Genomic DNA, 25994 nt, shown 5'->3' with positions numbered 1-25994 from the left:
AGAGTGTGCAGACCGCCGGCAATCCCCTCACAGCAGGATATCAAGCCCCGGTCCCTCCTCTTGATTCAGCCGCCAAGGAGGACATGTGCCCGAGTCAAAGCCACGTAAGAAGCCTGCCCGCCCGGCCGAGCCCGTTTCCACCCAGGCCTACAAGCCGAACCCCGTCTGGTTCAAGCCCGTCATGTTCGGCCTGATGATCATCGGCCTGCTCTGGATCATTACGTTCTACATCAGCGAGGGCCAGCTGCCTGTTCAGGCGTGGGAGTCCTGGAACATCCTGGCCGGGTTTGGCATTGCGATCGTCGGCTTCCTGATGACCACGCGCTGGCGCTCCTGAGCCGACGCCCATGACCGCAGAAGGCATCATCATCGGCGAGGATGGCCTGGCCCGTCCGCTGTGGGCTTCCTCGGATCCCCTTCTGCGCGAGTATTACGACACTGAGTGGGGCCTGCCCGTCAGGGACGAGCAGGGCCTTTACGAACGGATCAGCCTCGAGGCGTTCCAGGCGGGGCTGTCGTGGGCAACGATCCTGCGCAAACGCCCCGCCTTCCGTGCGGCCTTCCACAACTTCCACCCCGAAACCGTGGCCGCGTTTACCGAGGCCGACGTCGAGCGACTCCTTCAGGACCCCGGCATCGTGCGCAACCGCCTCAAGATCCGGGCCGCAATCACCAATGCCACCGCCACCATCGCGCTACGGGACGAGGGCGGGCTCGTTGACTTTGTCTGGAAGTTCCAGCCAACCTCCACACCTGCCCCCACCACTTACGCGGACGTGCCCACGACGTCCCCCGAGTCCATCGCTCTTTCCAAGGCGCTGCGGAAGAAGGGCTTCGCCTTCGTGGGGCCGACCACCATGTTCGCCCTGATGGAAGCCATCGGCATGGTGGACACACATCTTGTGGACAGCCACCGCCGGGGAACCTCGGGCGTCTGGTCCTGACCGCTGCCGGGCACTCTGCCGTCCCGCACGCACCGGTCCACACGTGTTGGTAAAGATATCCACAGCGTTGATAACTTTGCTGGTTGCGGGCCGGGGAAAAGGCCCTGCATGCCCGGCTGGCGCCCTTGGAGGCCTGAAACTTGCATTTTCGAAGTTATTAACAGTTGTGGAAATGACTGTGGATAACCCCCGGTGTTCAGCCATATTCAGCCCCTGTCAAGCGTGTTCAGCCCTGTTCAGGCCGGACGGGATGCTGGCTGGTGATGGAAACGCGGTTGAACGCGTTCATCGCGATGGCCAGCCAGCTCACCGCTGAGTACTGCTCGTCCGTGAGGTGCTCCCGCGCGTAGGCGTCTTCCAGATCGCGCGTACGGGCCTCTGGGAGAACCGTGACGCTCTCGGACAGGGCCAGCGCGGCCCGCTCGTGGTCCTCGAACACCGCAGTGTCCCGCCAGGCTGGCAGGACCGCCAGCCGCTGTGTGGATTCACCAGCCTTGACTGCATCCGCGACGTGCATGTCGAGGCAGTAGGCGCAGCCGTTGATCTGCGATATCCGGACGTTGAGCAGTTCGATGAGCTTCTCGTCCAGGCCGGCCTCAATCATCGCTTCCTTGGCCTTTAGCCCCAGCCCATTCAGCGCCCGCCAGGCTGCTGGGTGGTGCTTGTCGAGGAAGATGTGGCTGTGGGTACTCACGGCATTGCTCCTTGGGGGTTGGACGGGGCTCACCTCGCGGCTTCAGTCAGAGACTACACGGGCACGCTGTGGACAGGTGGAGGGTTATCCACTTAGCAACAGGCGACTACCCACAACTTATCCACAGGTGGGGAAAACTTGTGGGCATTGCCGGCCTGAACGGCAGGATCTAGGCGTTGTGGGGCATGTGAACGTGGGAATGACACCTCTGTGCGTTATTAACAGTGTGAACAACCCTGTTGAAACGGCGCCCTCAAAACGCCTTCACGCACTCCCAAGTACCTGTTTATGCCCGAAACACCCCGTCAGGGTGAAATCTGAGTGAAGTTGTCCACTTAACCACAGCGGCAGGCACAAAAGTTATCCACAGGTGTGGACGAAAGCGTGCATATTGATCGGGAGTGGCCCAGCGGCCCGCCAACTCGGGGCGCGACCTGTGACTTACAGCTGTGTAAGTTATTAACAGTGTGGATAACCCCTGTGGAAAACTCAGCAGGCTGTGAACGACCCCCGTCGCCTCGTGGGGGACTTCGCGGGCGTACAAAAATGCCCCCGCTTCGGAAAGCGGGGGCGAGGGCTATGGGGGAGGGGCCGGTGCCGGCGAGTTGCCCGTCCCGGCGTCAGGCGGCTACGAGCACCCGGTACCAGGAAGCAACCGCCAGCAGGGCCAGAACGAGCACCAGCCCTCCGGCCTGCAGGGTGGTGCGCCGCGGGCCACGGGGGACGTAGGCAATGGCGGCCGCGCACAGGGCGCCCGTGATGAAACCGCCCAGATGGGCCTGCCAGGCAATCTGCGGCACCATGAAGCCGATCACGCCGTTGATTGCGATAAGTACCCAAAGCTGCCTCGTCTCACCGCCACGGTGGCGCTGCACCACGAGCATGGCGCCGAACAGCCCGAAAATCGCGCCGGAAGCACCGACCAGGCCCACGGGGCCGCCCTCGGGCAGGATCGGTGTCAACAACAGGTATCCCACCGACCCGCCGATGGCGGACAGCAGGTACACGGCAAGGAAACGTATCCGGCCCAGCAGCGGTTCGAGCGCCTGGCCAAAAATCCACAGCGTGTACATGTTCAGGACAATGTGGAGCAGGAAGCCCTGGGAGTGCAGAAAAGCCGAGGTGAGCATGCGCCACGGCTGGAACACCCCGTACTCGGGCGTTGCGTAAACCGACGCATAGGCGAGGGTCCGGAACACCGCGTTTCCCGGGAAGCACCCACTGCAGAACAAACAGCAGGGCGCACGCGGCGATGATTGCGTACGTCACCACAGGCTTGCCGGACGCAACGGCACCGCCGTAAACGGTCCGTGCTGTCGGCGTCGTACGTCTTGCTTCGTTGACGCAGTCAACGCACTGGAACCCGACGGCGGCCGCGCGCTGGCACTCGGGGCATGCCGGCCGCCCGCAACGCTGGCAGCTGACATACGAGGGCCGGTTCGGGTGCCGGGGGCACACCGGTACCCGCGCTGACGGCTCTGCCGCCGGAGTTCCGTAGCTCATGTGGCTAGAGCTGCTCGATATCGATGCTGTTGATGGTCACATCTTCAACCGGGCGGTCGCCCATGCCGGTGCGGACACCTTCAATGGCGTCCACAACCTTCTTGGACTCCTCGTCGGCAACCTCGCCGAAGATGCTGTGCTTGCCCTGCAGCCAGTCGGTGGGGATGGTGGTGATGAAGAACTGTGAACCGTTGGTTCCCTTCCCCATCTGGATGCCGGCGTTGGCCATGGCCAGCTTGTACGGAGCGCTGAAGCTCAGTTCGGGGTGGATCTCGTCGTCGAAGCGGTAGCCCGGTCCGCCGGTGCCGCGTCCCAGCGGGTCGCCGGCCTGGATCATGAAGTCTTTGATGATGCGGTGGAAGATGGTGCCGTTGTACAGCGGCGTGCCGGTCTTGTCCTCGCCGGTCTCCGGGTGGGTCCAGGCCTGTTCGCCCGTGGCCAGTCCGATGAAGTTCTTAACAGTCTTGGGCGCGTGGTTGCCGAAGAGGTTCACAACGATGTCGCCGAGGCTGGTGTGGATGGTTGCTTTTGCAGTTGCTGAGGCAGTCATAGGGTCATTCTTTCACGGCGGGTCAACGCGAACCCGGGCGGAAAAGACAGTTCCGCGCTCGGTGAAATCCACCGTGAATCCGCCGGAACGATAGCAGCCCGGCTCTTCGTGCACGTAGGCTAACAACAGAACCGTCACATTAATCGGGAGGTAGTTGTGAAGAAATCGGATCGTATTGCCCGCGAACTGGAGTTGTCGGTCAGTTCAGCAGTCGAGAACGCAAAAGACCGCGTGGAAGCAGCAGTGGACTGGGCAGTTCCCCGCCTGCAGCACGGCATTGATACCGCTTCCCCCAAGATCCAGGAGGGGCTCAAGGTGGCGGCCCACAACCTTGCCGACGGCGTCGCCACGGTCACGCCGCGCCTCCAGGACGGCTTGGCCCAGCTTGCCCCCAAAATCCACGACGTCGTGGAGGGCGCCCCGCCGCGGCTGCACGACGCGCTGGACCGGGCCACACCCGTTATTGCCCAGGCCCGCGACCGCGTAGTGGTTGAGTACCTGCCCCGACTCTCGGACCAGATCGGAACTGCTTCCGATGCTGTCCACAGGACGCTCGAGAGCACCCCGGCCCGCGTTGACGCCGTGGCCCAGAAGCTCGGCGACGTCGGCATCGTCCACGCCATCCAGGAACAGGCTCATGTGGCCGGCGGCCACCTGAAGTCTGCCGCCAACGAGGCCAGCCGGGCAGTGACGGGCAAGGCGCTGGTGGTGGAGCCCCAGAAGCCGAAGAAGCGCGGGCTCCTCATCGTCGGTGTGATCGCCGCGGCCGTGGCCGCCGGCGTTGCCGCGTGGAAGGCTTCAAAGCCGGTCGAGGATCCTTGGAAGACCCCCGCACCCGTGACGCCCGCACCGTCTACGCCGGCTGAAACCACCCCGGCAGCCTCCGCCACCGGTGTTGGATCGGCCGCCGCGACGCCGGCTCCGGTTCCGGCGGCAACCACGTCGACTTCCCTGGAGGAGCTGGCTTCCCTGGAAGAGGACAACGCCGAAGGCTCCGACAAGGCGAAGCACGTTGCCGAGGACGCGGATTCCGACGCCGGTGAAGTGGCCGCCGATGCAAAGACCGCGGTGAAGGACATCGCGTCCAACATCGAGAACGGTGCCGACAAGAAGGCGTAAGTAGGGCCCCCGTCAGGGCTGGCTGCAGGAGGGGTTCCGCTTCGGCGGAGCCCCTCCTGCCGTCTCTGCGGGAATATCAGCAACCTCTCCGCCTGACAGGCACGGTGCCGCCGGGTTGGAAAGCATCGATGCTAAGTTTGAGGGTGATGTCACCCGATAGATCCGACGAGGATGCCTTGACTGACACTGAGCCGCGCGTATCGATTGTTATTCCGGCCTACAACGAGGAAAGTGTCATCCGGCAGTGCCTGATCGCGGCGGTGTACCAGTCGGTTCCGGCGCACGAGATCATCGTGGTGGACAACATGTCCAAGGACCGCACGGCGTCGATCGTCATGCAGATGCAGCAGGAGTATCCGGAGAGCCCCATCATCCTGCTCCGCCAGGACAGGGAACAGGGACTGATCCCTACCCGCAATTTCGGCCTGGACAACGCCACAGGGGATATCCTGGGCCGGATCGACGCCGACTCCGTGCTTGAACCTGACTGGGTGGAGCAGGTGCAGAAGGCTTTCGAGGACCTGTCCACGTCGGCCGCTACCGGACCGGTGGTCTACTACGACATGCCGATGCGGCGCTTCGGCCTCAAGGCAGATGACAAGATGCGCCAGCTGATGCTCAAGCTGGCCAAGCACCAATACCACTTCCTGTTCGGCTCCAACATGGCCCTACGCCGCTCCGCATGGGAGACCATCCGCAGCGAAACCTGCCGGGACGAAAGGGACGAGATGCACGAGGACATCGACCTGTCCCTGCATCTCGCCGACCACGACCTCAAGGTCCAGTACTGGCCGCAGATGGTCTCCGGGATGTCCGCCCGCCGGCTCGAGGACTCTCCCCGTGACTACCGGTATTACGTGACGCGCTTCGACCGTACCTACAAGGCCCACAACGTGAAGAAGATGGCCCTTAAGGCACCCATGGTGGTGTTCTTCTCGGTGTATTTCCCAGCCAAGCTGCTGCGCGCCATCCACACCGTCAACACCAGCCAGCCTGTCCGCCGCGGCGGACAGTAACCTCGCCGGGCGGCCGCCGTCGTCAGTCAGCCCCCAGCTCTGCCACCGGGCGTTCCCCGGGCGGTTTGTCCCGCCCGCCCATGCCGTTCCGCTGTCCGGCCACCACGACGGCGAGGCCCCCGAGGATGAGCGCCAGTCCGGCGTAGGTGCCTGCCGGCAGTGTCTCGTTCAGGAACACGGCGGCCAGCAGGGCCGCACCCGGTATTTCAAGCAGGATGATCATGGACACCAGCAGCGGGCTCATGGTGGCCAGCAGGTGGTTGAATGCCGTATGTCCCACGAGCTGGGCGCACACGGTGATGGCCAGAACCCCCAGCCAGCCGCCGGCGTCGAACCCGGTCAGGGGCTGGCGGGTGAAGGCTGCCAGTACGGCTACCAGGACAGCACACATGCTGTAGCAGAGGGCCGTGTAGGTTCCGGTGGTCATGCTCTGGCGGGCCCGGCCTCCGGCCAGAGTGTAGATTCCCGCAAGGAGTCCGCCGGCCATGGCCAGGAGGTCACCCAGCAGGGCGTCGGGCGACGTGCCCATGTCGAAACCTGTGATGGCCACTACGCCACCGAAGGAGACCCCCAGGCCCACCAGGACCTGCCAGCGGTGTCGCACACCGCGGGACAGTTGAATGATGGCGATCCAGGCGGACTGCAGGCAGACGAGGGCCGTGGCGGCAGCCACTGAGGTCAGCTGCAGGGACGTGATGAAGCAGGCGAAGTGCAGGGCCAGGGCTACGGCCGCAACGAGCGACCAGCGGAACTCATAACGCCCGATGCGGCCGAACAGGCGCGGCTCCCGGATCAGGGTGGGGGTGGCCATGACGGCTGCCGCGATGGCATTGCGCCAGAAGGCGATGGCGAGGGCCGTGACAGTGGTGGCGCCGAGCGTGGCGGCGATGAGCGGTCCTGACGAAGCCACGCCCAGAACGCCCAGAGTTGCAAGGAAGAGATTCACGCTCCCACAGTAATGTGCAGACCCGCGGGTTGAGCCTGTCGAAACCAGGGTCGCCGGCCAGCGTGGGAGCAAAGCAAAAGGTCCCGGCCGTTTCCGACCGGGACCTTTCTTATGGTGGAGGCACGGGGACTCGAACCCCGAACCCCCTGCTTGCAAAGCAGGTGCGCTACCAATTGCGCCATGCCCCCATAAGAAGCAACCCGTCCATCATACCCTAGTTACGGATGCTGGCTGACCAGCCTCCGTACCGGGATCCGGGCTATTCAACCTTGTCGGTTGATTCGCTCCAGACTGTTTTCCGGGCTTCGGATTCCTGCACCTTTTTCTTGTAGAACAGGACGCCTGCGACCGCAGCTGCGATAACCAGCAACTTCTTCACACGCACCCCGTTCCGGCTTGATTCCAATGGAATCCCGCCTAAACCTCTACTTGAACCTGTGCAGGTTCCGTGGGCGTACCAGGACTTGAACCTGGGACCTCTTCGTTATCAGCGAAGCGCTCTAACCGCCTGAGCTATACGCCCCGATGCCTCATCGGGCCGAGACAAGACTCTACAGCACATCCCGGCCCGATCTCAAATCGAGGCATTCCAGCGGGCTTTTCCGCGGAAAGACAGGGTTTTAGTCGTCCGTCAGGGTCACGCCGATGCCGCCAACAAGGGTCGCCGAAATGTTGTACAGCACGGCGGACAGCATGGACAGTGCGGTCAGCAGCACCACATTCACGACGGCGATGATCGTAGCGAACGACGCCACCTGGCCGAGCGACGCGACCTTCTTCAGTTCGAAGCCGCCGCCCTCGGAACCAGCGAGCGTTCCCAGCAGGCTGTCCACCTGGTCGAAGATGCCGGTCAGGTCCAGCACAGTCCACAGCACAATGGCGGCCACCACCGTGACGATGCCGAGCGCGACGGACAGCAGGAACGCCATTTTCAGGACGGACCAGGGGTCAACCTTGCTGACCAGGAGCCGGGCGCGGCGCGCCTTGGCCTTGGGAGCCGGCTTGACCAGTCCGGGCGCACCCTGCGCGGCCGGCGGCCGCTGTCCGGGGGCTGCGGGGCGCTGTGCCGGCGCGGCCGGCCTCTGGCCCTGCGGGCGCTGTCCGGCGGGCGCCGGGCGCTGTCCCGGAAGGCCCGGCGGCGTGGCCGGGCTCTGCTGGGGGCGCACGGGGGCATTCACCCGGGGAGCGGATGCCGGCTGACGCATCCCGCCGGGACCATTACTGCTCGGCTTGGGAAATGAGTCGGAATTGCTCACTCGTTACCTCCGGTGTTGTCTTCGTTCGCCTCAGCATCGCCGGACGTTCCTTCTGCTTCATCGGCCAGTCCTGAAGCCTCCTCGGCGGATTCCTCGTCTGGTCCGGCATCTTCAGCCAACGTTACGTCATCAGCGGCGATAGCCAAGATTTCTGACGCACTGGGTTCATCGGTGTGGTCGGCCTCCGACTCCCGCTCGGCGCTGGCTTCAACTTCCTCTTCGAGGCCGCGTTCGGTGTTGCGGGCAACCTCGATGATGCGGTCGTTCTTGTCCGGCTTCGCGAAGATGACGCCCATGGTGTCCCGGCCCTTGGCCGGGACGCCGGCCACGGATGACCGGACCACCTTGCCGCCGCCCATGACCACCAGGACCTCGTCTTCCTCCTGGACCACCAGGGCACCCACAAGATCCCCGCGTTCCTCGGCGAGCTTGGCAACCTTGATGCCCAGGCCGCCGCGGCCCTGCAGCCGGTATTCCTCGACGGCGGTGCGCTTGGCGTAGCCGCCTTCCGTCACGACGAACACGTAGGAGCCCTCGGCCACCACGTTCATGGCGAGCAGTTCGTCGTCCTCACGGAACTTCATGCCTGTTACGCCAGACGTGGCGCGGCCCATGGGGCGCAGCGCGTCGTCGGTGGCCGTGAACCGGATCGACTGGCCCTTGCGGGACACCAGCATGAGGTCATCCGTCTCGGAAACCAGCTGCGCGGAGACCAGTTCATCCTCGTCCCGGAGGTTGATGGCGATGACGCCGGCGGACCGGTTGGTGTCGTAGTCCTCCAGCCGGGTCTTCTTGACCAGGCCGCGCTTCGTGGCCAGCACCAGGTAGGGCGCGTGCTGGTAGTCCTTCAGGTCCAGCACCTGGGCGATGTGCTCGTCCGGCTGGAAGGCCAGCAGGTTTGCCACATGCTGGCCCTTGGTGTCGCGGCCGCCCTCGGCAAGTTCGTAGGCCTTGGCCCGGTACACGCGCCCGAAGTTGGTGAAGAACAGCAGCCAGTGGTGGGTGGTGGTCACAAAGAAATGCTCCACCACGTCATCGCCGCGCAGCTGGGCACCCTTGATGCCCTTGCCGCCGCGCTGCTGCGAACGGTAGTTGTCGCTCCGCGTGCGCTTGACGTAGCCGCCGCGGGTGATGGTGACCACCACTTCCTCTTCGGGAATGAGGTCTTCCATGGACATGTCGCCGTCGTAGCCCATCAGGATCTGGGTGCGGCGGTCGTCCCCGTGCTTGGCCACGATCTCGGCGAGTTCCTCGCTGATGATCGAGCGCTGGCGTTCCTCCGAGGCCAGGATCGCGTTGTATTCGGCGATCATCGCTTCGAGTTCGGCGTGGCGGTCCTGGATCTTCTGGCGTTCCAGGGCAGCGAGCCGGCGCAGCTGCATGTCGAGGATGGCGCGGGCCTGGATCTCGTCGATGTCCAGCAACTGCATGAGGCCATCCCGGGCTGCCTCAGTGGTGCTCGAGGCCCGGATCAGGGCGATGACCTCGTCCAGCATGTCCAGGGCCTTGAGGAGCGCACGCAGGATGTGCGCTTCTTCCTCGGCCTTCCGCAGGCGGTAGCGGGTGCGTCGGGCGATGACATCCAACTGGTGAGTGACCCAGTGCCGGATGAAGGCGTCGAGGCTGAGAGTGCGCGGCACTCCGTCCACGATCGCCAGCATGTTCGCGCCGAAGTTCTCCTGCAGCTGGGTGTGCTTGTAGAGGTTGTTCAGCACCACCTTGGCGACAGCGTCGCGCTTAAGGACGATGACCAGTCGCTGGCCGGTGCGGCCGGACGTCTCGTCGCGGAGGTCGGCGATGCCCTGGACCTTGCCGTCCTTGACCAGTTCGGCGATTTTGATGGCCAGGTTGTCCGGGTTCGCCTGGTAGGGCAGCTCGGTGACGACGAGGCAGGTCCGTCCCTGCAGCTCCTCGACATTCACCACGGCGCGCATCGTGATGGAGCCGCGGCCGGTGCGGTAGGCGTCCTCGATGCCCTTGTGTCCCAGGATGGTGGCGCCAGTGGGGAAATCGGGTCCCTTGATGCGCTTCAGCAGTTCCTCGAGGAGCTGCTCGCGGCTGGCGGTCGGGTTGGCCAGGTACCACTGGACGCCGTCGGCCACTTCACGGAGGTTGTGCGGCGGGATGTTGGTGGCCATGCCGACGGCGATGCCTGAGGACCCGTTGACCAGCAGGTTGGGGAACCGCGCCGGGAGAATCGTGGGTTCCTGGTTCTTGCCGTCGTAGTTGTCCTGGAAGTCGACGGTCTCCTCGTCGATGTCCCGGACCATTTCCATGGCCAGCGGTGCCATCTTGGTTTCCGTGTACCGCGGGGCCGCAGCGCCGTCGTTGCCGGGTGAGCCGAAGTTGCCCTGGCCCAGCGCCAGCGGGTACCGCATGGTCCAGTCCTGGATCAGGCGCACCAGCGCATCGTAGATCGCCGTGTCGCCGTGCGGGTGGTACTGGCCCATGACCTCGCCCACCACACGGGCACACTTGTTGAAGGCGCGGTCCGGGCGGTAGCCGCCGTCGAACATCGCATACAGCACGCGGCGGTGGACGGGCTTCAGCCCGTCGCGTACATCCGGCAGTGCACGGCCGACGATAACGGCCATCGCGTAGTCGAGGTAGGAGCGCTGCATCTCCGTCTGCAGGTCCACCTGCTCCACGCGGTCGACCAGCACGTCGCCCTCCAGCACCGGTTCCGTGCCGTCCGGAGACTCGGCCGGGACCTCGGGTGTTTCGTCACTCATAGTCTCTATTTTCCGTTTCAGGTATATGTCGGTTCTGGAATGTCAAGCGGAAAACCGCTAGATATCAAGGAACCTGACGTCCTTGGCGTTCTGCTGAATGAAGTTTCGGCGTGACTCGACGTCCTCGCCCATCAGCACGGCGAAAATCTGGTCGGCGGCGGCTGCGTCCTCCATGGTCACCTGCAGGAGGGTGCGCCGGTCCGGGTCCATGGTGGTGTCCCAGAGTTCGGTGTAGTCCATCTCGCCCAGACCCTTGTAGCGCTGGATGCCGTTTTCCTTCGGAATGCGGCGGCCTGCTGCCTGGCCGGAGACCAGGACGGCGTCGCGCTCACGGTCGCTAAAGACGTAGTCGTGCGGTGCGTTGGACCACTTGATCCGGTACAGCGGCGGCTGCGCGAGGTAGACGTAGCCGTTCTCGATCAGGGGGCGCATGTAGCGGAACAGCAGCGTCATCAGCAGCGTGGTGATGTGCTGGCCGTCGACGTCGGCATCGGCCATCAGCACGATCTTGTGGTAGCGCAGCTTGCTGAGGTCGAAGTCCTCGCCAATGCCGGTGCCGAATGCGGTGATCATGGACTGGACCTCGTTGTTGCCAAGCGCCTTGTCCAGGCGGGCCCGCTCCACATTTAGGATCTTGCCGCGGAGCGGAAGGATGGCCTGCGTTTCGGGGTTGCGCCCGCGCTTGGCCGAACCGCCTGCCGAGTCACCCTCCACCAGGTAGACCTCGCACTTGGAGGGATCCTTCGAGGAGCAGTCGGAGAGCTTGCCCGGCATGCCGAAGGACTCCAGCGGGCTCTTCCGACGCGCGTTGTCACGGGCCTTGCGCGCGGCCATGCGGGCCTGGGCCGCTGAAATGGCCTTGCGGATGACGTCCTTGGCGGGGCCGGGGTTGCGCTCCAGCCAGTCACCGAGCTGGTCAGTGACCACGCGCTGTACAAAGCCCTTGACCTCGGAGTTGCCCAGCTTGGTTTTGGTCTGGCCCTCGAACTGCGGCTCGGATAGCTTCACGGAGATGACGGCCGTCAGGCCCTCGCGGATGTCGTCGCCGGTAAGGTTCTCATCCTTTTCCTTGATGATGGCCTTCTCGCGCGCATAGCGGTTGATAAGCGACGTCATCGCGGCGCGGAAGCCCTCTTCGTGGGTGCCGCCCTCGTGTGTGTTGATGGTATTGGCGTAGGTGTGGACGCTTTCGGAGTAAGCCGTGGTCCACTGCATCGCCATTTCGACGGCGATATGCCGCTCGGTGTCCTCGGTCTCGAAGGCGATGACGTCCTCGTGGACAACATCCACCTTCTTGCTGGAGTTCAGGTGCTTGACGTAGTCGAGGAGGCCGTCGTTGTACTGGTACACCACGGTGCGGTGCTCGGCGAGAACCTCGCCCTCGGTCAGCACGCCGTCCAGGTCCAGGTCGCCGGCGTCGTCCGTGCCGGCCGCCGTTTGCCGCTCGTCCGTCAGGGTGATTTTCAGCCCCTTGTTGAGGAAGGCCATCTGCTGGAAACGCGCGCGGAGCGTCTCAAAGTCGAACTCGGTGGATTCGAAGATGCTCGGATCCGGGTAGAAGGTCTGGGTTGTTCCGGTCTCGGCCGTTTCCTCGCCCTGGACCAGGGCACCCTGCGGCTTGCCCCCGTCGGCAAAGGACATGCGCCAGAGGTGGCCCTGCCTGCGGACTTCCGTGTTCACGCGGGTGGAGAGGGCGTTGACCACGGAAATGCCCACGCCGTGAAGGCCACCGGACACGGCGTAGCCGCCGCCGCCGAACTTGCCGCCGGCGTGCAAGATGGTCATGACCACCTCGACCGTGGGCTTGCCCTCCGTGGGGTGGATGTCCACCGGGATGCCGCGGCCGTCGTCGGATACCTTGACGCCGCCGTCTGCCTGCAGAACAACTTCGATGTGCGTACAGTAACCTGCGAGGGCCTCATCCACGGAGTTGTCCACCACTTCGTACACCAGGTGGTGCAGGCCGCGCAGACCTGTGGAGCCGATGTACATACCGGGCCGTTTCCGTACGGCCTCGAGTCCCTCAAGAACAGTGATGTCGCTGGCGCCGTACTCCCGCGGTGTGGCAGCCTCAGCCGGCGCGCCGGACGTCCGGGCTTCCTCCGTTACAGGCTCCACTGCCTCGATATCTGCATTGTCGTTAGCCACAGGCGCTTTCGACTCCTCTATGTTCGATGATGGCCGGCCTCCGCCGTCCGCCGGGGAAAGGGCGTCCGCCAAAAGGCACGTCACTGCCAGCGCCAGCTGCTCGGTTGACACGCAGAACCGTTCCCGCACGGAAAAAGCGCGGGAAAACGGACTCAGTCAACGTTTCACCGGCGCCCAGTTATCTAGAGGAATTCTACCGTGAAACATGGTCGATCCCCGCATTGGCGGGGCCCTGACGCGGCTCAATGTGCCTCTCGCTGGCCATTGGCCCCGCCTGCAAGGCTCCAGCAGTCCCCTTTTTGGACTCCTATACGGCCGACGGCGGTTTGAGCGCCCTGCACGCCGTTTGGGCTTTGTTCCCGGAAGGCACAATCGGAAGGAGCCGCACCCGACGGATTCAGTCCCGGCGGTCCCTAGTTGTGGCCTTTACCCGTAGGTGTCCCTGGGCCCGCGTCCGTTGACGGTGCGTCCGCCCTTGCGCCAGTTGGGTGCCGCCGGGCCCAGCACCTGGATGCTGGTGACCACGCCGTCACCGAGTTCGGTGCGGAATTTCTCGAGCAGGCTTATGCTGAGCAACCGCAGCTGCGTCGCCCAGGCCGTGGAGTCGCACCGGACATGAAGGGTGGTGTCGGTGAAGCTTTCCGGGGTGCAGTGGGCGGCGATTTCAGGCCCCACAAGCGCCGGCCACTCGGCCATGACCGAGCCGACGGCCACCGGGGAGGTCCAGCCGCGCTCGGCGACCAGCCGGCCCACGACTTTCCCCAGTCCCAAGGGGTCGCGTCCGGTGGAGTGGAACTGGCTGAAGCCCCGCGTTCCCTGGGCTGCAGTGCGCGGTTTTTGGCTGGCGCCTGCCCGCGGCACTTTCCGGCGGACCTCTCCACGGGCGGCCGCTGCCTCACGCATCCTGTTCAGCGCCGCCTGGGCGGCATCGATTTCATCGGGATCGCGGCCTGGCTGCAGGCCGCCGTCCTTATCCCTGTTCATCGATTCCTCCCGGGATTACCTTCACCCGCCGGCCCGCAAGCTCGTCCGGAATATCGGCGTCGACGGCGGCGGTCACCAGCACCTGCTCGGCGCCGGCGACTATTGCGGCCAGTTTACGCCGCCGCTGGACATCAAGTTCGGCGAAAACGTCGTCCAGGATGAGGATCGGCGCCGAGCCTCCGGTGCGGGCGTCGTCGAGCATGACGTAGTAGGAGGCCAGCCGCAGGGACAGGCACATGGACCACGTTTCACCGTGCGAGGCGTAGCCCTTGGCCGGGGCCTGCCCCAGCACCAGTTCCAATTCGTCCCGGTGCGGACCCACCAGCGAGATGCCACGTTCGAGTTCTTTGCGGCGGGATGCCGCGAAGGCCTGCACGTAGCGTTCGGCAAGGTCATCCACGGACAGCAGGCGGAGATCCTCCACCGGGTTTCCCGGCTCGGACTGTGCCGTCGAAGCGCCGGCCGGCTCGCCGTCGTCGTCCATCATGTTCTGCAGAGTTGAGCGGTAGACCGCATCCGCGGCCTTGGAGCCATCGGTGAGTTGGGCATAGGCACTGTTGAGGTGCGGCCGCAGGCGCTCGACGAGTTCCAGCCTGGCATGGATCAGCTCCGCGCCGGCGCGTGCCATGTGCTGGTCCCAGACATCCAGGGTGGCTTCGTGGCCGGCGGTGAACTTTCCGGCCCTTGCCGACTTCAGCAGTGCGTTGCGCTGTTTAAGCACGCGGTCATAGTCGCTGCGGGTGGCGGCGTGCCGGGGAACCAGGCTCACCAGGAGCTCGTCCAGGAAGCGGCGGCGGTTCGACGGATCGCCTTTGACCAGCGCCAGGTCCTCCGGAGCGAACAGGACCGTGTGGCAGATGCCCAGCAGGTCGCGGGCACGGACGGGGTTGCTGCGGTTGATGCGTCCCCGGTTGGCCCGGCCGCCGTTGATCTCCAGCTCCAGGATGGTGGACTGTTCGCCCCGGACCAGCTTTGCCCGGATCAGGGCGCGGTCGGTTCCGAAACGGAGCAACGGGCCGTCGGCACTGACCCGGTGTGAACTGAGGGTTGCCAGGTAGCCGATAGCTTCCATCAGGTTGGTCTTGCCGATTCCGTTGGAGCCGACCAGAACCGTGACGCCCGGCTCAAACCGGAGATCAACCTGGGCGTAACTGCGGAAGTCGGTCAGGGACAGGTGTTCTAGGTACACGCGATCTTCAAATTCTCGGGAACCGCCGGTCCGGAAGACGGCCGGAACCCGGACACGGACTTACTTGGCCGGACGGGTGGCATGTCCGCCGAACTGGTGACGCAGCGCGGACACCATCTTCATGGCCGGCGAGTTGTCCTCGCGGGAGGCGAAACGGGCAAAAAGTGCTGCGGTAATGGCGGGGGCCGGCACCGCATTGGCGATCGCCTCTTCCACCGTCCAGCGGCCTTCGCCGGAGTCCTCGACGTAGTCGTCGATCGAGGCCAGTCCGGGATCTTCGTCCAGGGCCTTCACCATGAGGTCCAGCAGCCAGGACCGGACAACGGTTCCCTTCTGCCAGGCGCGGAAGGTTCCCGGGAGGTCCGTGACGATTTCCTTGGCGGCGAGGAGTTCGTAGCCTTCCGCATAAGCCTGCATCAGGCCGTACTCGATCCCGTTGTGCACCATCTTGGCGTAGTGGCCCGCGCCGACGCCGCCCACATGCACGAAACTGTCTGCCCGGTCGCCTTCGGGTCGGAGCGCATCAAAGACGGGAAGGGCGCGCTCGATGTCCTCGGCCTCGCCGCCGGCCATGAGCCCGTAACCGTTCTGAAGGCCCCAGACTCCGCCGGAGACGCCGCAGTCAGCGAAGCGGATTCCCTTTTCGGCCAAGGCCGCGGCGTGCTTCTGGTCCTCGGTGAAGCGGGAGTTGCCGCCGTCGATCACCATGTCGCCGGGCTGCAGCTTGGCACCGAGCTCGGTGATGACAGCGTCGGTGATTTCACCGGACGGAACCATGACCCAGATGAGGCGCGGCGCAGGAAGGGCGGCGATGAGTTCGTCCGTCGTGGCGACATCGGTGACCTCGGGATTGCGGTCGAAGCCAGTGACCTCGATCCCGCCCTTGCGCAGCCGTTCGCGCATGTTGAAACCCATTTTTCCAAGGCCGATCAGTCCGATATGCACCGTGTGAACTCTTTTCTGCGCGGATGGTTAGGGATGGGCGGTCCACCCAACTAGGTAGCAGCTCAGGGCGTTCTGAAGGCTGGGAAGCCCCTCAGCTGCTACCTAGTTGGGTCTGGGTTAGTTGGGCAGGCGCACCGGCATCACGAGGTAGCGGTAGTCGTCCTGGTCTTCGCCCTCGACGTCGTTCTGCGCTGTGATCATGGCGGGCTTCGGTGCCGTGGTGAAGGAGAAGCGCACAAACCTGGTTTCAATCACGCTGAGGCCTTCAACCAGGTAGTGCGGGTTGAAGGCAACGGTGATGTCATCGCCGGACAGCTGTGCTTCAAGCTCTTCGGAGGCCTGGGCGTCCTCGCCGGTGCCGGCGTCCAGGTGCAGCTGGCCCTGGGTGAACGCGAGCCGGACCGGGGTGTTGCGTTCCGCCACGAGCGAGACGCGCCGGACGGCCTCCACCAGCTCCTGGGTCTGCACGGTGGCGTGAATCGGCGTGGAATCCGGGAACAGCGAGCGGATCTTGGGGTAATCGCCGTCGACCAGCAGCGATGTGGTGGTGCGGCCGCCGCTCTCAAAGCCGATGAGCCGGCTGTCGTCGTCGGCGATGGCCAGGTTGATGTCACCGCTGCCGCCCAAAGTCTTGGCAACCTCGTTCAGGGTCTTGGCCTTGACGAGGGCACTCGTGGAGATGCCCGGAGTGACGGGCTTCCAGGGAACTTCCCGCATGGCGAGCCGGTAACGGTCCGTGGCCAGGAGCGTGATGAGGTCGTCCTCGATCTCCATCCGCACGCCCGTCAGGATGGGAAGGGTGTCGTCCTTGCTCGCGGCGATGATCACCTGGGAGACAGCCTGGGCGAACGCGTCGCCGGCGACGGTTCCGGTGATGGTGGGCAGGGCAGGCAGCGGCGGGTATTCGGCCTCGGGCATGGTTGCCAGATGGAAGCTGCTTCGGCGGCAGGTGAGTGTCACCTTGTTGCCGTCAGTTTCGATGTCCACCGGTGCCGAGGGCAGGCTGCGGCAGATGTCCGCCAGGAGGCGGCCGGAGACAAGGATGGTGCCTTCCTCCCTGATGTCGGCAGGAATTTCAAGCCTTGCGGAGGTCTCGTAATCGAAGCTGGACAGGCTGACGGTCCCGGATTCGGCCTTGAGGAGGAGGCCGGAGAGCACGGGTACGGGCGGCCGCGGAGACAACGACCGGGCTGTCCATGTGACGGCTTCTGCCAGGACGTCCCGTTCGACTCTGAACTTCACGGAAGGGTGCCGCCTTTCATTGCTGCTGCCATTTTCTGAACGGGAACTCGCAAGGAGCCCACAAGACCGTTGCCCCCAAGCCCCGGAACCTGCATGGTCCGCGCATGGCCGACCGCAAACAAACCCAGGGATGGGAGCGCTGCAGACAGCTTAGCCGGAACTACAAGGATTTCCCCATCCCCGCCAGTGACGCTGGCTCTGCCGGCGGCCAAGTGGCCGGTGCTTTGGCCGGTGCGTGGAGGTCGGGGCAGGAGATTGTTGTTTGAGGGATTTCAATTTTTTGGGATTAGTAGTGTTAATAACTGCTGTGGAAACTGTGGATAACCCGGTTTCACGGCGCAGATCCGCGGTTAAGCCCTGTTCATGGACTGTGGGTTCGGCACGTTTTAAACAGGCTGTGGATGGGGACAACATTTTTGGCCCGTTTCGGTGATCCACAGACGGCTTAAGGGTTTTAAGCCCATTAACCGCGGTTGTCCCCTTAACTGTCCACAGGGTTATCCACACGCACCTGTTAATAAGGTTAAGAACCTCGGATCAGGAGTCGCGCTGCTGCTGCTTGATCCGGTTGGTGAGCTCAGTAACCTGGTTGTAAATCACACGCCGCTCAGCCATGAGCTCACGGATCTTGCGGTCAGCATGGATCACGGTGGTGTGGTCGCGGCCGCCGAGCTCCTGGCCGATCTTGGGCAGCGACATGTCGGTCAGCTCGCGGCACAGGTACATGGCGATCTGCCGTGCAGTCACCAGCGTCCGGGTCCGGGACTTGCTGCAGAGCTCCTCCATGCTGAGCTTGAAGTAGTCAGCCGTCTGCTGCAGGATCTGGCCCGACGTGATTTCCTGGGCGCCGTCGTCGGTGATGAGGTCCTTGAGCACCATCTCCGCGAGAGCCACATCCACCGGCTGGCGGTTGAGGCTGGCGAACGCCGTCACACGGATGAGGGCGCCTTCGAGTTCGCGGATGTTGCTGGCGATCTTCGAAGCGATGTACTCCAGCGCGTCGTCCGGCGCGGAGAGGCCTTCGCTGAGGGCCTTCTTCCGGAGGATGGCGATGCGGGTTTCCAGTTCAGGCGGCTGGATGTCCGTCAGTAGGCCCCACTCGAAGCGGGATTTCATCCGGTCCTCGAAACCTGCCAGCAGCTTGGGCGGCTGGTCCGAGGTGATGACCACCTGCTTGTTGTTGTTGTGCAGCGAGTTGAACGTGTGGAAGAACTCCTCCAGCGTCCGGTCCTTGCCGGCCAGGAACTGGATGTCGTCGATCAGCAGGACGTCGACGTTGCGGTATGTCGTCTTGAAGCTGGCGCCTTCATCGTCACGGATCGAGTTGATGAAGTCGTTGGTGAATTCCTCGGAGTTGACGTACCTGACGCGGATCCCGCTGTACAGGCGGCGGGCGTAGTGGCCGATGGCGTGCAGCAGGTGCGTCTTGCCCAGGCCCGAGTCACCGTAGATGAACAGCGGGTTGTAGGCCTTGGCCGGGGCTTCCGCCACGGCGACGGCGGCGGCATGGGCAAACCGGTTGGAGGACCCGATCACGAAAGTGTCGAAAACGTACTTCGGATTGAGGCGGCCGAATTCGTGCGAGGTGCTCGGCAGCATGGGCTGCGGCTTCTGCTCAATGGACGGATCGTTTGCGAGGGAAAGCTCGACGGCGGGTTCCGGCTCCTCGTGGATGGGCACCAGATCGGTGTCGACGTCGATCGCGCAGCGGATGTCGTCCGAGAAGACGTTGCGGAGCGCGTCATCGAGAGCGTCCTTGACCTGCGTCTGGAGCACTTCCCGGGTCAGTTCGTTCGGGACTGCGACGAGAAGGGTGGAACCGATGAGGCCCTGGGCCTGCGCGAGGATGACAAAGCCGCGTTGCCGGGGCGAAACGCGGTCGTCCTGTTCGAGAAGGGTCACCACGCGCCGCCAGGAACTTCCGACAGTGTTGGCGTGGTTGGCTTCGTCTACTGTCGTCAAATTTGGTTCCTCAAAGCTTGCTGCCTGCATTACATGCAGCCGCAAGCCCGGAACCAGGGTGCTGGCCCGGCTTAATCCACAGGGTTATGCACAGTCCGTGGATAATCGGCTACTGGGACACTCTAGGGGATGAAAAGCCTAGAAGATAGCTGGGAAGTGCCTTGTGGATAATTACACCGTTGTGGTTCGAAAACAGCGGTTGTGAGCCGCTTCATCCACAGGTTCTGCACCCGGTTAGCCACAGCTGGGGAAACACGCCGGACGGCCTGCTGGTTTGACTCCCGGCGGCGTTTTGCCCTAACGTTGTGGAGTCCTTTGTGCCTGCTTTCTGACCCTATTTTGGACTTCCGGACGCTCCGTGTGTTCCGGGAAATTCAGGGGAAGCAGACACATACAAAACTTAGCGTCGGCCAGTTCTTCCCCTTACTGATCGGGTGGGCGCACCTTTGATCCACTGGAGTAACTAACGTGAGCAAGCGGACTTTTCAGCCGAATAACCGCCGTCGGGCCAAGAAGCACGGCTTCCGCCTTCGTATGCGCACCCGTGCCGGCCGTGCCATTCTGGCCGCCCGCCGTGGCAAGGGCCGCACCGAACTGTCGGCCTAAATACTGACTTGTCGGTCTTCTTCCTTCTGCGAGATTAGCGGTGCTTGCCACCAGGAACCGCCTGAGGACTTCAACCGATTTTTCAACAACTGTACGTTCCGGCGTCCGCAATGGACGCCGGAACGTAGTGTTATATACGGCAACTATTGGAGCCGATGAGCCCAGCCGCATCGGGTTCATCGTTTCCAAGGCTGTCGGGAACGCTGTTGCCAGGAACCTCGTTAAGAGGAGACTTAGAGAAGCCGGCGCTGTCTCGCTGCGCGAGTACGGCACCGGATTCGCTATTGTGGTGCGTGCTTTGCCCGCCTCCGCAACAGCCAGCTGGGATGAACTCCTGGCGGATTACAACGCCGCCTTGGAAAACACCATGAGGCGGCTGGCTGGCCGCCTTCCGGCGGTGACCGGAAAACGGCCAGCTGGAACGCCAACGGACGCAACAACACAGGAAGGGACACAGCGTGCTTGACCCGACTGCCGCCGTCGTCCATTCCCCCAAGTCCGCAGCAGCGGCCGCGGGCAGCTTCATCTGGAACCTGCCCCGCAATATCCTCATTCTTCTGCTTCTGGCCTACCGCAAGGTGGTTTCTCCCTTGTACGGCCAGGTCTGTCGCTTCTTTCCCTCCTGCTCGGCCTACGCGCTTGAAGCAGTCACAGTCCACGGCGCCGTTAAAGGCAGCTGGCTGGCGGCCAGGCGCCTGGCACGCTGCCACCCGTGGAACGCCGGCGGCGTGGACCATGTCCCCGCCGGTCGCCGGGAATGGCCTGAAAACCGGACCCCCAGAATTGTTGTGCTGAATAACCCGGACAAGTACCTGGCTGCTCAGACTGATGGAGAAGGCCGCGCTGCGGCCTGACGAATAGGGATATCGTATGGACTTCTTTGAAACAATCATGTTTCCGTTCAAGTGGCTTGTGTCCATCATCATGGTGGGCTTCCACGAGGGCCTGACTGCTATCGGGCTGCCTGCGGCCTCCGGCTGGACCTGGACCCTGTCCATCATCGGGCTGGTGCTCGTGATCCGGGCCGCCCTGATCCCCGTGTTCGTCAAGCAGATCAAGGCCCAGCGTGGCATGCAGCTGCTGCAGCCGGACCTGAAGAAGCTGCAGGACAAGTACAAGGGCAAGACCGACCAGCTCTCCCGCCAAGCCATGGCGCAGGAGCAGATGGCCATGTACAAGAAGCACGGGACCAACCCGTTCTCGGCCTGCCTGCCGATGCTGATCCAGATGCCGTTCTTCTTTGCACTGTTCCAGGTGCTCTCCGGCGTTTCGAATGCCAGCTCCAGCGGTCAGGGCATTGGTGCCATGAGCGCGAACCAGGTCCAGCAGTTCGACAAGTCCAGCATCTTCGGTGCTCCGCTGTCCGCAACCCTGCTTCATGGCACGCCTCCGGGCGGCAACGTGGTGGCAGTTTGGATCCTCTCGATCATCATGATCCTCGCGATGACGGCGTCCCAGTTCATCACCCAGAAGCAGATCATGGCCAAGAACATGTCCGAAGAGGCCATGGCCAGCCCGTTCATGCGGCAGCAGAAGATGATGCTGTACATCCTGCCCATCGTTTTCGGTGTGGGCGGCATCAACTTCCCCATCGGTGTCCTGATCTACTGGACCACCACAAACCTGTGGACCATGGGCCAGCAGTTCTTTGTCATCCGCCGCATGCCGACGCCGGGATCCCCCGCGGCCAAGGCCCTCGCCGAGCGCCGTGCCGCCAAGGGCCTTCCGGCCCTCCCCATCCTGGGCGGCAAGAAGGTCGACGCCGAAGCGGAAGCAGCTTCCGCCGCTGCGGTTGCGCAGGCCCGGACGCAGCGTACTCAGCCACAACGTAAGAACAGGAAGAAGAAGTAATGTCTGTTGAGAGCTCTGAACACGCACTTTCCGCTGAGGCCAGCGAAGACCAGGACTCCGTTGCCGGTACCGTGAACGCGGGCAAGGGCACGTCGGCAAGCCGCCTGGAAGAAGAGGGCGACGTGGCCGCCGACTACCTTGAGGAACTGCTCGACATTGCCGATATCGACGGTGACATCGACATTGAGGTCCGGAACGGACGCACCTACATCTCGATCGTGACCGAGGAAGAATCCGCCGGGCTCGAAAGCCTCGTGGGACGCGACGGCGAGGTGCTGGAAGCCCTGCAGGAACTGACCCGGCTCTCCGTTCTTTCCGCGACGGACAACCGCTCACGCCTGGTGCTCGACATCAACGGCTACCGCAAGGAACGCGCTGGCCACCTGCAGAAGATCGCCGAGGACGCCGTCGCCAGCGTCAAGGAAACCGGCGAGGCCGTGGCGCTGGAGCCCATGAGCGCCTACGAACGGAAGATCGTCCACGACGCCGTTGCCGACCTTGGATTCGTCAGCGAGTCCGAGGGCGAGGGTGCCGGCCGGCACATCGTCGTTTCCGCCGACTGAACCGTTGGCTGACGTACTGATGGTTGAAATGACGGCTGCCGAGCGCCAGGCGGCGGAGAAGATCTTCGGCGACCGCCTGGGCCTGGCTGAACGGTATGTCGAACACCTGGCGACGTCCGGGACCGAGCGCGGACTGATAGGTCCGCGGGAAATCCCCAGGCTCTGGGGACGCCATGTCCTGAACTGTGCGGTGGTCGAAAGTGAAATTCCCAAGGGCAGCCACGTGGCCGACGTCGGAAGCGGCGCCGGCCTTCCGGGCCTCTGCCTGGCCATTGCCCGTCCTGACCTCGAGCTGACCCTCATCGAACCGCTCGAACGCCGGGTGATCTGGCTGCAGGAAGTGGTTGACGATCTGGGGTTGGGCAATGTCACGGTTATGCGCACGCGTGCCGAGCTTGCCGTTGGAATGGTGACGGCCGACGTCGTGACCGCCCGGGCAGTGTCCGCACTGAGCAACCTTGCAGGGCTCACCATTCCGCTGCTCGGCGGTGAGGGTGAAGTCGTGGCCATCAAGGGCCGCAGCGCCGGCGAGGAGATCGAGAAGGCAGCCAAGGCCATCCGCAAGCTTGGCGGAGTGGAGACCTCGGTGGTCACCGTAGGCGAGGACCTGCTCGAGGAACCCACCACGGTGGTGCGGATCGTAGTTAAGAAGACCCAAAAGGGCGCCTAGCCCCGCAAGGTGCCGCGGGTCCTTGGGGTGTAGCGGTTAGGCTAGAGAACGGCAGTGAAAGCCGAACGAGAGTGAGTGTGTCCCAGTGACCAGTAGCGAAACCTCCACGCAACGGATCCCCCCGTTCGTGTCCCTGGGGTCGGCGCGTGCCTTTGGCGTATCGCCGGTCGCTACAACGGCAAATCAATTCAATCCGGTTGCAGGCACGGGCGCTGCCAAGGTTTCACGTGAAACCGCGGCCCGCGGGAACGTCCTGGACACGCTGGATGACTCGAGCCCCATCGCCCGGGAACTTGCGCACGAGAACCGACGTCGGGAGCGGCTCCTCGGCCGTAACCTGCCGAAACCGGAGAAGACGCGAATCTTCACAGTTTCAAACCAAAAGGGTGGAGTGGGTAAAACCACAACCACTGTCAACATCGCTGCGGCGCTGGCAGCGGCCGGCCTGAACGTGCTGGTCATCGACATCGACCCCCAGGGCAACGCATCCACGGCTCTGGGCATTGAGCACCATGCCGACGTCGACAGCATCTACGATGTGCTGATCAACGATATGGCGCTTGAGGATGTAGTGGCACAGTGCCCGGACATCAGCAACCTCATCTGCGCGCCGGCCACCATCCACCTGGCCGGCGCCGAGATCGAGCTGGTTTCGCTGGTGGCACGGGAACAGCGCCTCCGCCGCGCCATCGACGTCTATGCCAAAGCACGGCAGAAGAAGGGCGAGCAGCGGCTGGACTACATCTTCATTGACTGCCCGCCCAGCCTGGGACTGCTCACGGTCAACGCCTTCTGCGCGGCCGGCGAAGTGCTCATCCCCATCCAGTGCGAGTACTACGCACTCGAGGGCCTGAGTCAGCTGCTGAAGAACATCGAGATGATCCAGAAGCACCTGAATGCGGATCTGGAAGTCTCCACGATTCTGCTGACCATGTACGACGGGCGGACCAACCTGGCCGCCCAGGTTGCAGCCGAAGTCCGGCAGCACTTCCCGGACCAGGTCCTCGACGCCGTTGTCCCCCGCTCCGTGCGGATCTCCGAAGCGCCGAGTTACCAGCAGACTGTCATGACCTACGATCCATCCTCCAGCGGCGCGTTGTCCTACCTGGAAGCCGCAGCAGAAATCGCTGAGCGTTAGAATTTTCCAAACACAGCAACAGCCGGAGCCCGGCATAGCCGGGCTCTTCCGATGGAGGGAATCATCCATGAGCGATAAGCGACGCGGGCTCGGTCGCGGTCTTGGCGCACTCATTCCAAGTTCCGCTTCCGCAGGCGCTTCGGGTAACGGAGCAGCTCCGTCGCGCCCCGTGGATCTCTTCTTCCCGGAGGCGCGCAAGACGGCTGAACCCGTTCCCGCCGCAGAGCCGGACCAGTCTGTCCTCGACGAAGCGCCGGGACGCCGATCCAGCCGGAAGGCTCCGGAGCCGGCAGAAGCGGATGCGAAGGATGCTTCGGATTCGGTGAAGGCCTCTCCTGCCAACTCAACGGCGAAGCCCGCCGCTTCCCGGGGTGGCTCTTCGGGTGCTGCCGCTTCGGGGGCTGACGCGGATGCCGCCAAGAATGCTGATGCGGCCAAAGCCGCCAAGGACGCTGAGAAGTCCGAGCCCGTTCGTCTGGACACGTCCGCCGTGGACGGGCCTCAGGACGATGCTGCTTCAGGCCAGGCTGCCGAGGACGGGCAGAAGGCAAACTTCGCTGCTGTCCCGGACAACGGTGTTGATCTCCTCGAGGTGCCTGGCGTCCGTTTCGCCGAAATCCCGGTTACTGACATCCATCCCAACCGCAAACAGCCGCGTACCGTTTTCGATGAGGACGACATGGCGGAGCTTGTTCACTCCGTTCGGGAAATAGGCGTCCTCCAGCCAATTGTGGTACGTACTTCAACCGAAAAGGGTGGAGAACCGTACGAGCTGGTGATGGGTGAACGTCGGTGGCGTGCAGTTCAGGCCGCCGGACTCTCCACGATCCCTGCGATTGTCCGTGACACGACGGATGATGACCTGCTTCGTGACGCGCTTCTGGAGAACCTCCACCGCAGCCAGCTGAATCCGCTCGAAGAGGCTGCCGCGTACCAGCAGCTGCTTGAGGACTTTGGCACAACGCACGAGCAGCTGGCTGACCGCATCGGACGCTCCCGCCCGCAGGTCTCCAACACTCTTCGTTTGTTGAAGCTCCCCCCGCTGGTCCAGCGTCGTGTGGCAGCCAATGTGCTCTCTGCCGGCCATGCCCGGGCTCTCCTCTCGCTTCCGGACGCAGCCTCCATGGAACGCCTGGCCCAGAAAATTGTGGCTGAAGGCATGTCGGTCCGTGCCACCGAGGAAGCGGTCACGCTGCACCGTGAACCCGCGACGCCGGCCAAGAACAACATTCCCCGCCCGGGTGCACGCCACGAGCGGCTGGATTATCTGGCCTCCTCGCTCTCCGACAGGCTGGACACCAACGTGAAGATCTCGCTCGGAGCGCGCAAAGGCCGCGTGAGCATCGAGTTCGCAAGTGTTGAAGACCTTAACCGCATCATGGATGTCCTTGCACCGGGAGCCGACAACTAAGGCATTGGGCGAAGATCGGGGTCCGTTCAGATGAACGGGCCCTTTTCTATTCCCGCACATGGACCCTGACGGGGATGGTCGGCGCTCTTTGGTTGTCTTGGAAGCTGCCGGAAGCACCGCGCAGCCAGGATGGATTGCAAGGCGGCCGGCGGGCTACTGGACCTGCTGGTCGGGGAGACCGGCCCTGGTGGGTCGATTTCTTATGTGCTGTTGGAGAAGCCGCTGACGGACGAACAGTGGCGCTCAACGGGCTGCCTTGGAAGGCGTTCGTCGTTTCACGTGGAGACGAGAAAGACTGGCTCCAGGAGTGTGGCAGCGGTGTCTTTTCGTGTTTAAAGGCCAATGTTGTCAGCTACAACTCGTACGCGTCGTGCTCGCCGCCTGTGCCCTCCCCCCAACTGGATAGCTCCGCTGCATTAAAGGGTCCGTGGAACCTACCGGTGGTGCCGTTCGGATAAGGCATGGTGTGATGACTCATTCGCCGTGCCAGGTTTGTGTATTCAGACGGAAGTCCGGGGTTTCGTG

The 25994-nt window shown here is 63.7% G+C and carries 23 protein-coding genes, 2 tRNA genes and 2 pseudogenes; 12 read left to right on the top strand and 15 right to left on the bottom strand.

Going from position 1 to position 25994, the window contains the following annotated elements; all coding sequences use genetic code 11:
- The first annotated feature begins 85 nt into the window (after positions 1–85).
- Together QF036_RS01215 and QF036_RS01210 are read left to right on the top strand one after the other, a co-directional pair.
- Positions 86–337, top strand: a complete 252-nt coding sequence (locus QF036_RS01215; RefSeq protein ID WP_003800246.1) for a cell division protein CrgA — start codon at positions 86–88, stop codon at positions 335–337.
- Positions 338–347: 10 nt separating this feature from the next.
- Complete coding sequence (locus QF036_RS01210) at positions 348–944, top strand: DNA-3-methyladenine glycosylase I (RefSeq protein ID WP_307098472.1); 597 nt, start codon at positions 348–350, stop codon at positions 942–944.
- Positions 945–1170: 226 nt separating this feature from the next.
- On the opposite strand, the gene QF036_RS01205 is transcribed toward QF036_RS01210, so the two are convergent.
- The 3 genes and pseudogenes from QF036_RS01205 to QF036_RS01195 form a co-directional block, all read right to left on the bottom strand.
- The gene (locus QF036_RS01205; protein WP_307098470.1) at positions 1171–1638 is read right to left on the bottom strand and encodes a carboxymuconolactone decarboxylase family protein; all 468 of its coding nucleotides are present in this window, start codon (positions 1636–1638) and stop codon (positions 1171–1173) included.
- Positions 1639–2258: 620 nt separating this feature from the next.
- A pseudogene (locus tag QF036_RS01200) lies at positions 2259–3141 on the bottom strand (rhomboid family intramembrane serine protease).
- A 4-nt stretch (positions 3142–3145) separates the two neighbouring features.
- On the bottom strand, positions 3146–3691 hold the full coding sequence (locus tag QF036_RS01195; RefSeq protein ID WP_307098468.1) for a peptidylprolyl isomerase: 546 nt from the start codon (positions 3689–3691) through the stop codon (positions 3146–3148).
- 156 nt (positions 3692–3847) lie between these two features.
- Between QF036_RS01195 and QF036_RS01190 the strand changes: the two genes are divergently transcribed.
- Together QF036_RS01190 and QF036_RS01185 are read left to right on the top strand one after the other, a co-directional pair.
- Positions 3848–4810 (top strand): hypothetical protein, encoded by a 963-nt coding sequence (locus tag QF036_RS01190; RefSeq protein ID WP_307098466.1) that lies wholly within the window; start codon positions 3848–3850, stop codon positions 4808–4810.
- Between the two features lie 146 nt (positions 4811–4956).
- The gene (locus QF036_RS01185) at positions 4957–5826 is read left to right on the top strand and encodes a glycosyltransferase (RefSeq protein ID WP_307098464.1); all 870 of its coding nucleotides are present in this window, start codon (positions 4957–4959) and stop codon (positions 5824–5826) included.
- A gap of 22 nt (positions 5827–5848) precedes the next feature.
- Here the strand turns inward: QF036_RS01185 and QF036_RS01180 are convergent, their stop codons facing one another.
- The 12 genes and pseudogenes from QF036_RS01180 to dnaA all read right to left on the bottom strand — a co-directional run bounded on the left by QF036_RS01180 (position 5849) and on the right by dnaA (position 19260).
- The gene (locus QF036_RS01180) at positions 5849–6772 is read right to left on the bottom strand and encodes a DMT family transporter (protein ID WP_307098462.1); all 924 of its coding nucleotides are present in this window, start codon (positions 6770–6772) and stop codon (positions 5849–5851) included.
- Positions 6773–6884: 112 nt separating this feature from the next.
- Positions 6885–6960 (bottom strand) — tRNA-Ala (locus QF036_RS01175).
- Between the two features lie 71 nt (positions 6961–7031).
- A complete protein-coding gene (locus tag QF036_RS01170) occupies positions 7032–7151 on the bottom strand; it encodes a DLW-39 family protein (protein ID WP_217491532.1) in 120 nt (39 codons plus the stop codon).
- A 70-nt stretch (positions 7152–7221) separates the two neighbouring features.
- Positions 7222–7295, bottom strand: a tRNA-Ile gene (locus QF036_RS01165).
- Between the two features lie 97 nt (positions 7296–7392).
- A complete protein-coding gene (locus tag QF036_RS01160) occupies positions 7393–8028 on the bottom strand; it encodes a DUF3566 domain-containing protein (protein ID WP_307098458.1) in 636 nt (211 codons plus the stop codon).
- On the bottom strand, positions 8025–10760 hold the full coding sequence (gene gyrA, locus QF036_RS01155) for a DNA gyrase subunit A (protein ID WP_003800228.1): 2736 nt from the start codon (positions 10758–10760) through the stop codon (positions 8025–8027). Before gyrA ends, QF036_RS01160 begins: the two co-directional genes overlap by 4 nt.
- Positions 10761–10817: 57 nt before the next feature.
- A complete protein-coding gene (gene gyrB, locus QF036_RS01150; RefSeq protein ID WP_307098455.1) occupies positions 10818–12908 on the bottom strand; it encodes a DNA topoisomerase (ATP-hydrolyzing) subunit B in 2091 nt (696 codons plus the stop codon).
- Between the two features lie 426 nt (positions 12909–13334).
- Entirely contained in the window at positions 13335–13892 is a 558-nt protein-coding gene (locus tag QF036_RS01145) for a DUF721 domain-containing protein (RefSeq protein WP_307098453.1), read from the bottom strand.
- Positions 13879–15081 carry a DNA replication/repair protein RecF gene (gene recF, locus QF036_RS01140; RefSeq protein ID WP_307098450.1) on the bottom strand — a complete coding sequence of 401 codons (1203 nt, stop codon included), beginning with the start codon at positions 15079–15081 and terminating at the stop codon, positions 13879–13881. The genes QF036_RS01145 and recF overlap by 14 nt, the downstream gene beginning before the upstream one ends.
- Positions 15082–15141: 60 nt before the next feature.
- Positions 15142–16053, bottom strand: a pseudogene (gene gnd / locus QF036_RS01135) (phosphogluconate dehydrogenase (NAD(+)-dependent, decarboxylating)); the annotation flags it as partial.
- A 90-nt stretch (positions 16054–16143) separates the two neighbouring features.
- Positions 16144–17268 carry a DNA polymerase III subunit beta gene (gene dnaN / locus QF036_RS01130; RefSeq protein ID WP_307098448.1) on the bottom strand — a complete coding sequence of 375 codons (1125 nt, stop codon included), beginning with the start codon at positions 17266–17268 and terminating at the stop codon, positions 16144–16146.
- A gap of 537 nt (positions 17269–17805) precedes the next feature.
- Entirely contained in the window at positions 17806–19260 is a 1455-nt protein-coding gene (dnaA, locus tag QF036_RS01125; protein WP_307098446.1) for a chromosomal replication initiator protein DnaA, read from the bottom strand.
- 438 nt (positions 19261–19698) lie between these two features.
- Between dnaA and rpmH the strand changes: the two genes are divergently transcribed.
- The 8 genes from rpmH to QF036_RS01085 all read left to right on the top strand — a co-directional run bounded on the left by rpmH (position 19699) and on the right by QF036_RS01085 (position 25469).
- The gene (rpmH, locus tag QF036_RS01120) at positions 19699–19836 is read left to right on the top strand and encodes a 50S ribosomal protein L34 (RefSeq protein WP_003800212.1); all 138 of its coding nucleotides are present in this window, start codon (positions 19699–19701) and stop codon (positions 19834–19836) included.
- Positions 19837–19876: 40 nt separating this feature from the next.
- Positions 19877–20302, top strand: a complete 426-nt coding sequence (rnpA, locus tag QF036_RS01115; RefSeq protein ID WP_307098444.1) for a ribonuclease P protein component — start codon at positions 19877–19879, stop codon at positions 20300–20302.
- Positions 20295–20690, top strand: coding sequence for a membrane protein insertion efficiency factor YidD (gene yidD, locus QF036_RS01110; protein WP_307098442.1), 396 nt, complete (start codon positions 20295–20297; stop codon positions 20688–20690). Before rnpA ends, yidD begins: the two co-directional genes overlap by 8 nt.
- Positions 20691–20706: 16 nt before the next feature.
- A complete protein-coding gene (yidC, locus tag QF036_RS01105; RefSeq protein WP_307098440.1) occupies positions 20707–21687 on the top strand; it encodes a membrane protein insertase YidC in 981 nt (326 codons plus the stop codon).
- On the top strand, positions 21687–22250 hold the full coding sequence (locus QF036_RS01100; protein ID WP_307098437.1) for a Jag family protein: 564 nt from the start codon (positions 21687–21689) through the stop codon (positions 22248–22250). Before yidC ends, QF036_RS01100 begins: the two co-directional genes overlap by 1 nt.
- Before the next feature lie 19 nt (positions 22251–22269).
- Complete coding sequence (rsmG, locus tag QF036_RS01095; RefSeq protein WP_307105718.1) at positions 22270–22920, top strand: 16S rRNA (guanine(527)-N(7))-methyltransferase RsmG; 651 nt, start codon at positions 22270–22272, stop codon at positions 22918–22920.
- Positions 22921–23005: 85 nt separating this feature from the next.
- Positions 23006–24058: a ParA family protein gene (locus QF036_RS01090; RefSeq protein ID WP_307098435.1), complete on the top strand. Its 1053-nt coding sequence runs from the start codon at positions 23006–23008 to the stop codon at positions 24056–24058.
- Positions 24059–24125: 67 nt separating this feature from the next.
- Complete coding sequence (locus tag QF036_RS01085; RefSeq protein ID WP_307098433.1) at positions 24126–25469, top strand: ParB/RepB/Spo0J family partition protein; 1344 nt, start codon at positions 24126–24128, stop codon at positions 25467–25469.
- Positions 25470–25994: the final 525 nt, after the last annotated feature.

This window comes from Arthrobacter globiformis, from assembly GCF_030817195.1.
GTDB classification, from domain to species: domain Bacteria; phylum Actinomycetota; class Actinomycetes; order Actinomycetales; family Micrococcaceae; genus Arthrobacter; species Arthrobacter globiformis_D.
This window is presented reverse-complemented; position numbering and strand designations above follow the sequence as displayed.

Coding starts and splice junctions, on each gene's coding strand:
- QF036_RS01210 (WP_307098472.1), top strand. CDS start 348: ATGACCGCAGAAGGCATCATCATCGGCGAGGATGGCCTGGCCCGTCCG.
- QF036_RS01195 (WP_307098468.1), bottom strand. CDS start 3,691: ATGACTGCCTCAGCAACTGCAAAAGCAACCATCCACACCAGCCTCGGC.
- QF036_RS01185 (WP_307098464.1), top strand. CDS start 4,957: ATGTCACCCGATAGATCCGACGAGGATGCCTTGACTGACACTGAGCCG.
- gyrA (WP_003800228.1), bottom strand. CDS start 10,760: ATGAGTGACGAAACACCCGAGGTCCCGGCCGAGTCTCCGGACGGCACG.
- QF036_RS01145 (WP_307098453.1), bottom strand. CDS start 13,892: ATGAACAGGGATAAGGACGGCGGCCTGCAGCCAGGCCGCGATCCCGAT.
- dnaA (WP_307098446.1), bottom strand. CDS start 19,260: ATGCAGGCAGCAAGCTTTGAGGAACCAAATTTGACGACAGTAGACGAA.
- yidC (WP_307098440.1), top strand. CDS start 20,707: ATGGACTTCTTTGAAACAATCATGTTTCCGTTCAAGTGGCTTGTGTCC.
- QF036_RS01100 (WP_307098437.1), top strand. CDS start 21,687: ATGTCTGTTGAGAGCTCTGAACACGCACTTTCCGCTGAGGCCAGCGAA.
- rsmG (WP_307105718.1), top strand. CDS start 22,270: ATGGTTGAAATGACGGCTGCCGAGCGCCAGGCGGCGGAGAAGATCTTC.
- QF036_RS01085 (WP_307098433.1), top strand. CDS start 24,126: ATGAGCGATAAGCGACGCGGGCTCGGTCGCGGTCTTGGCGCACTCATT.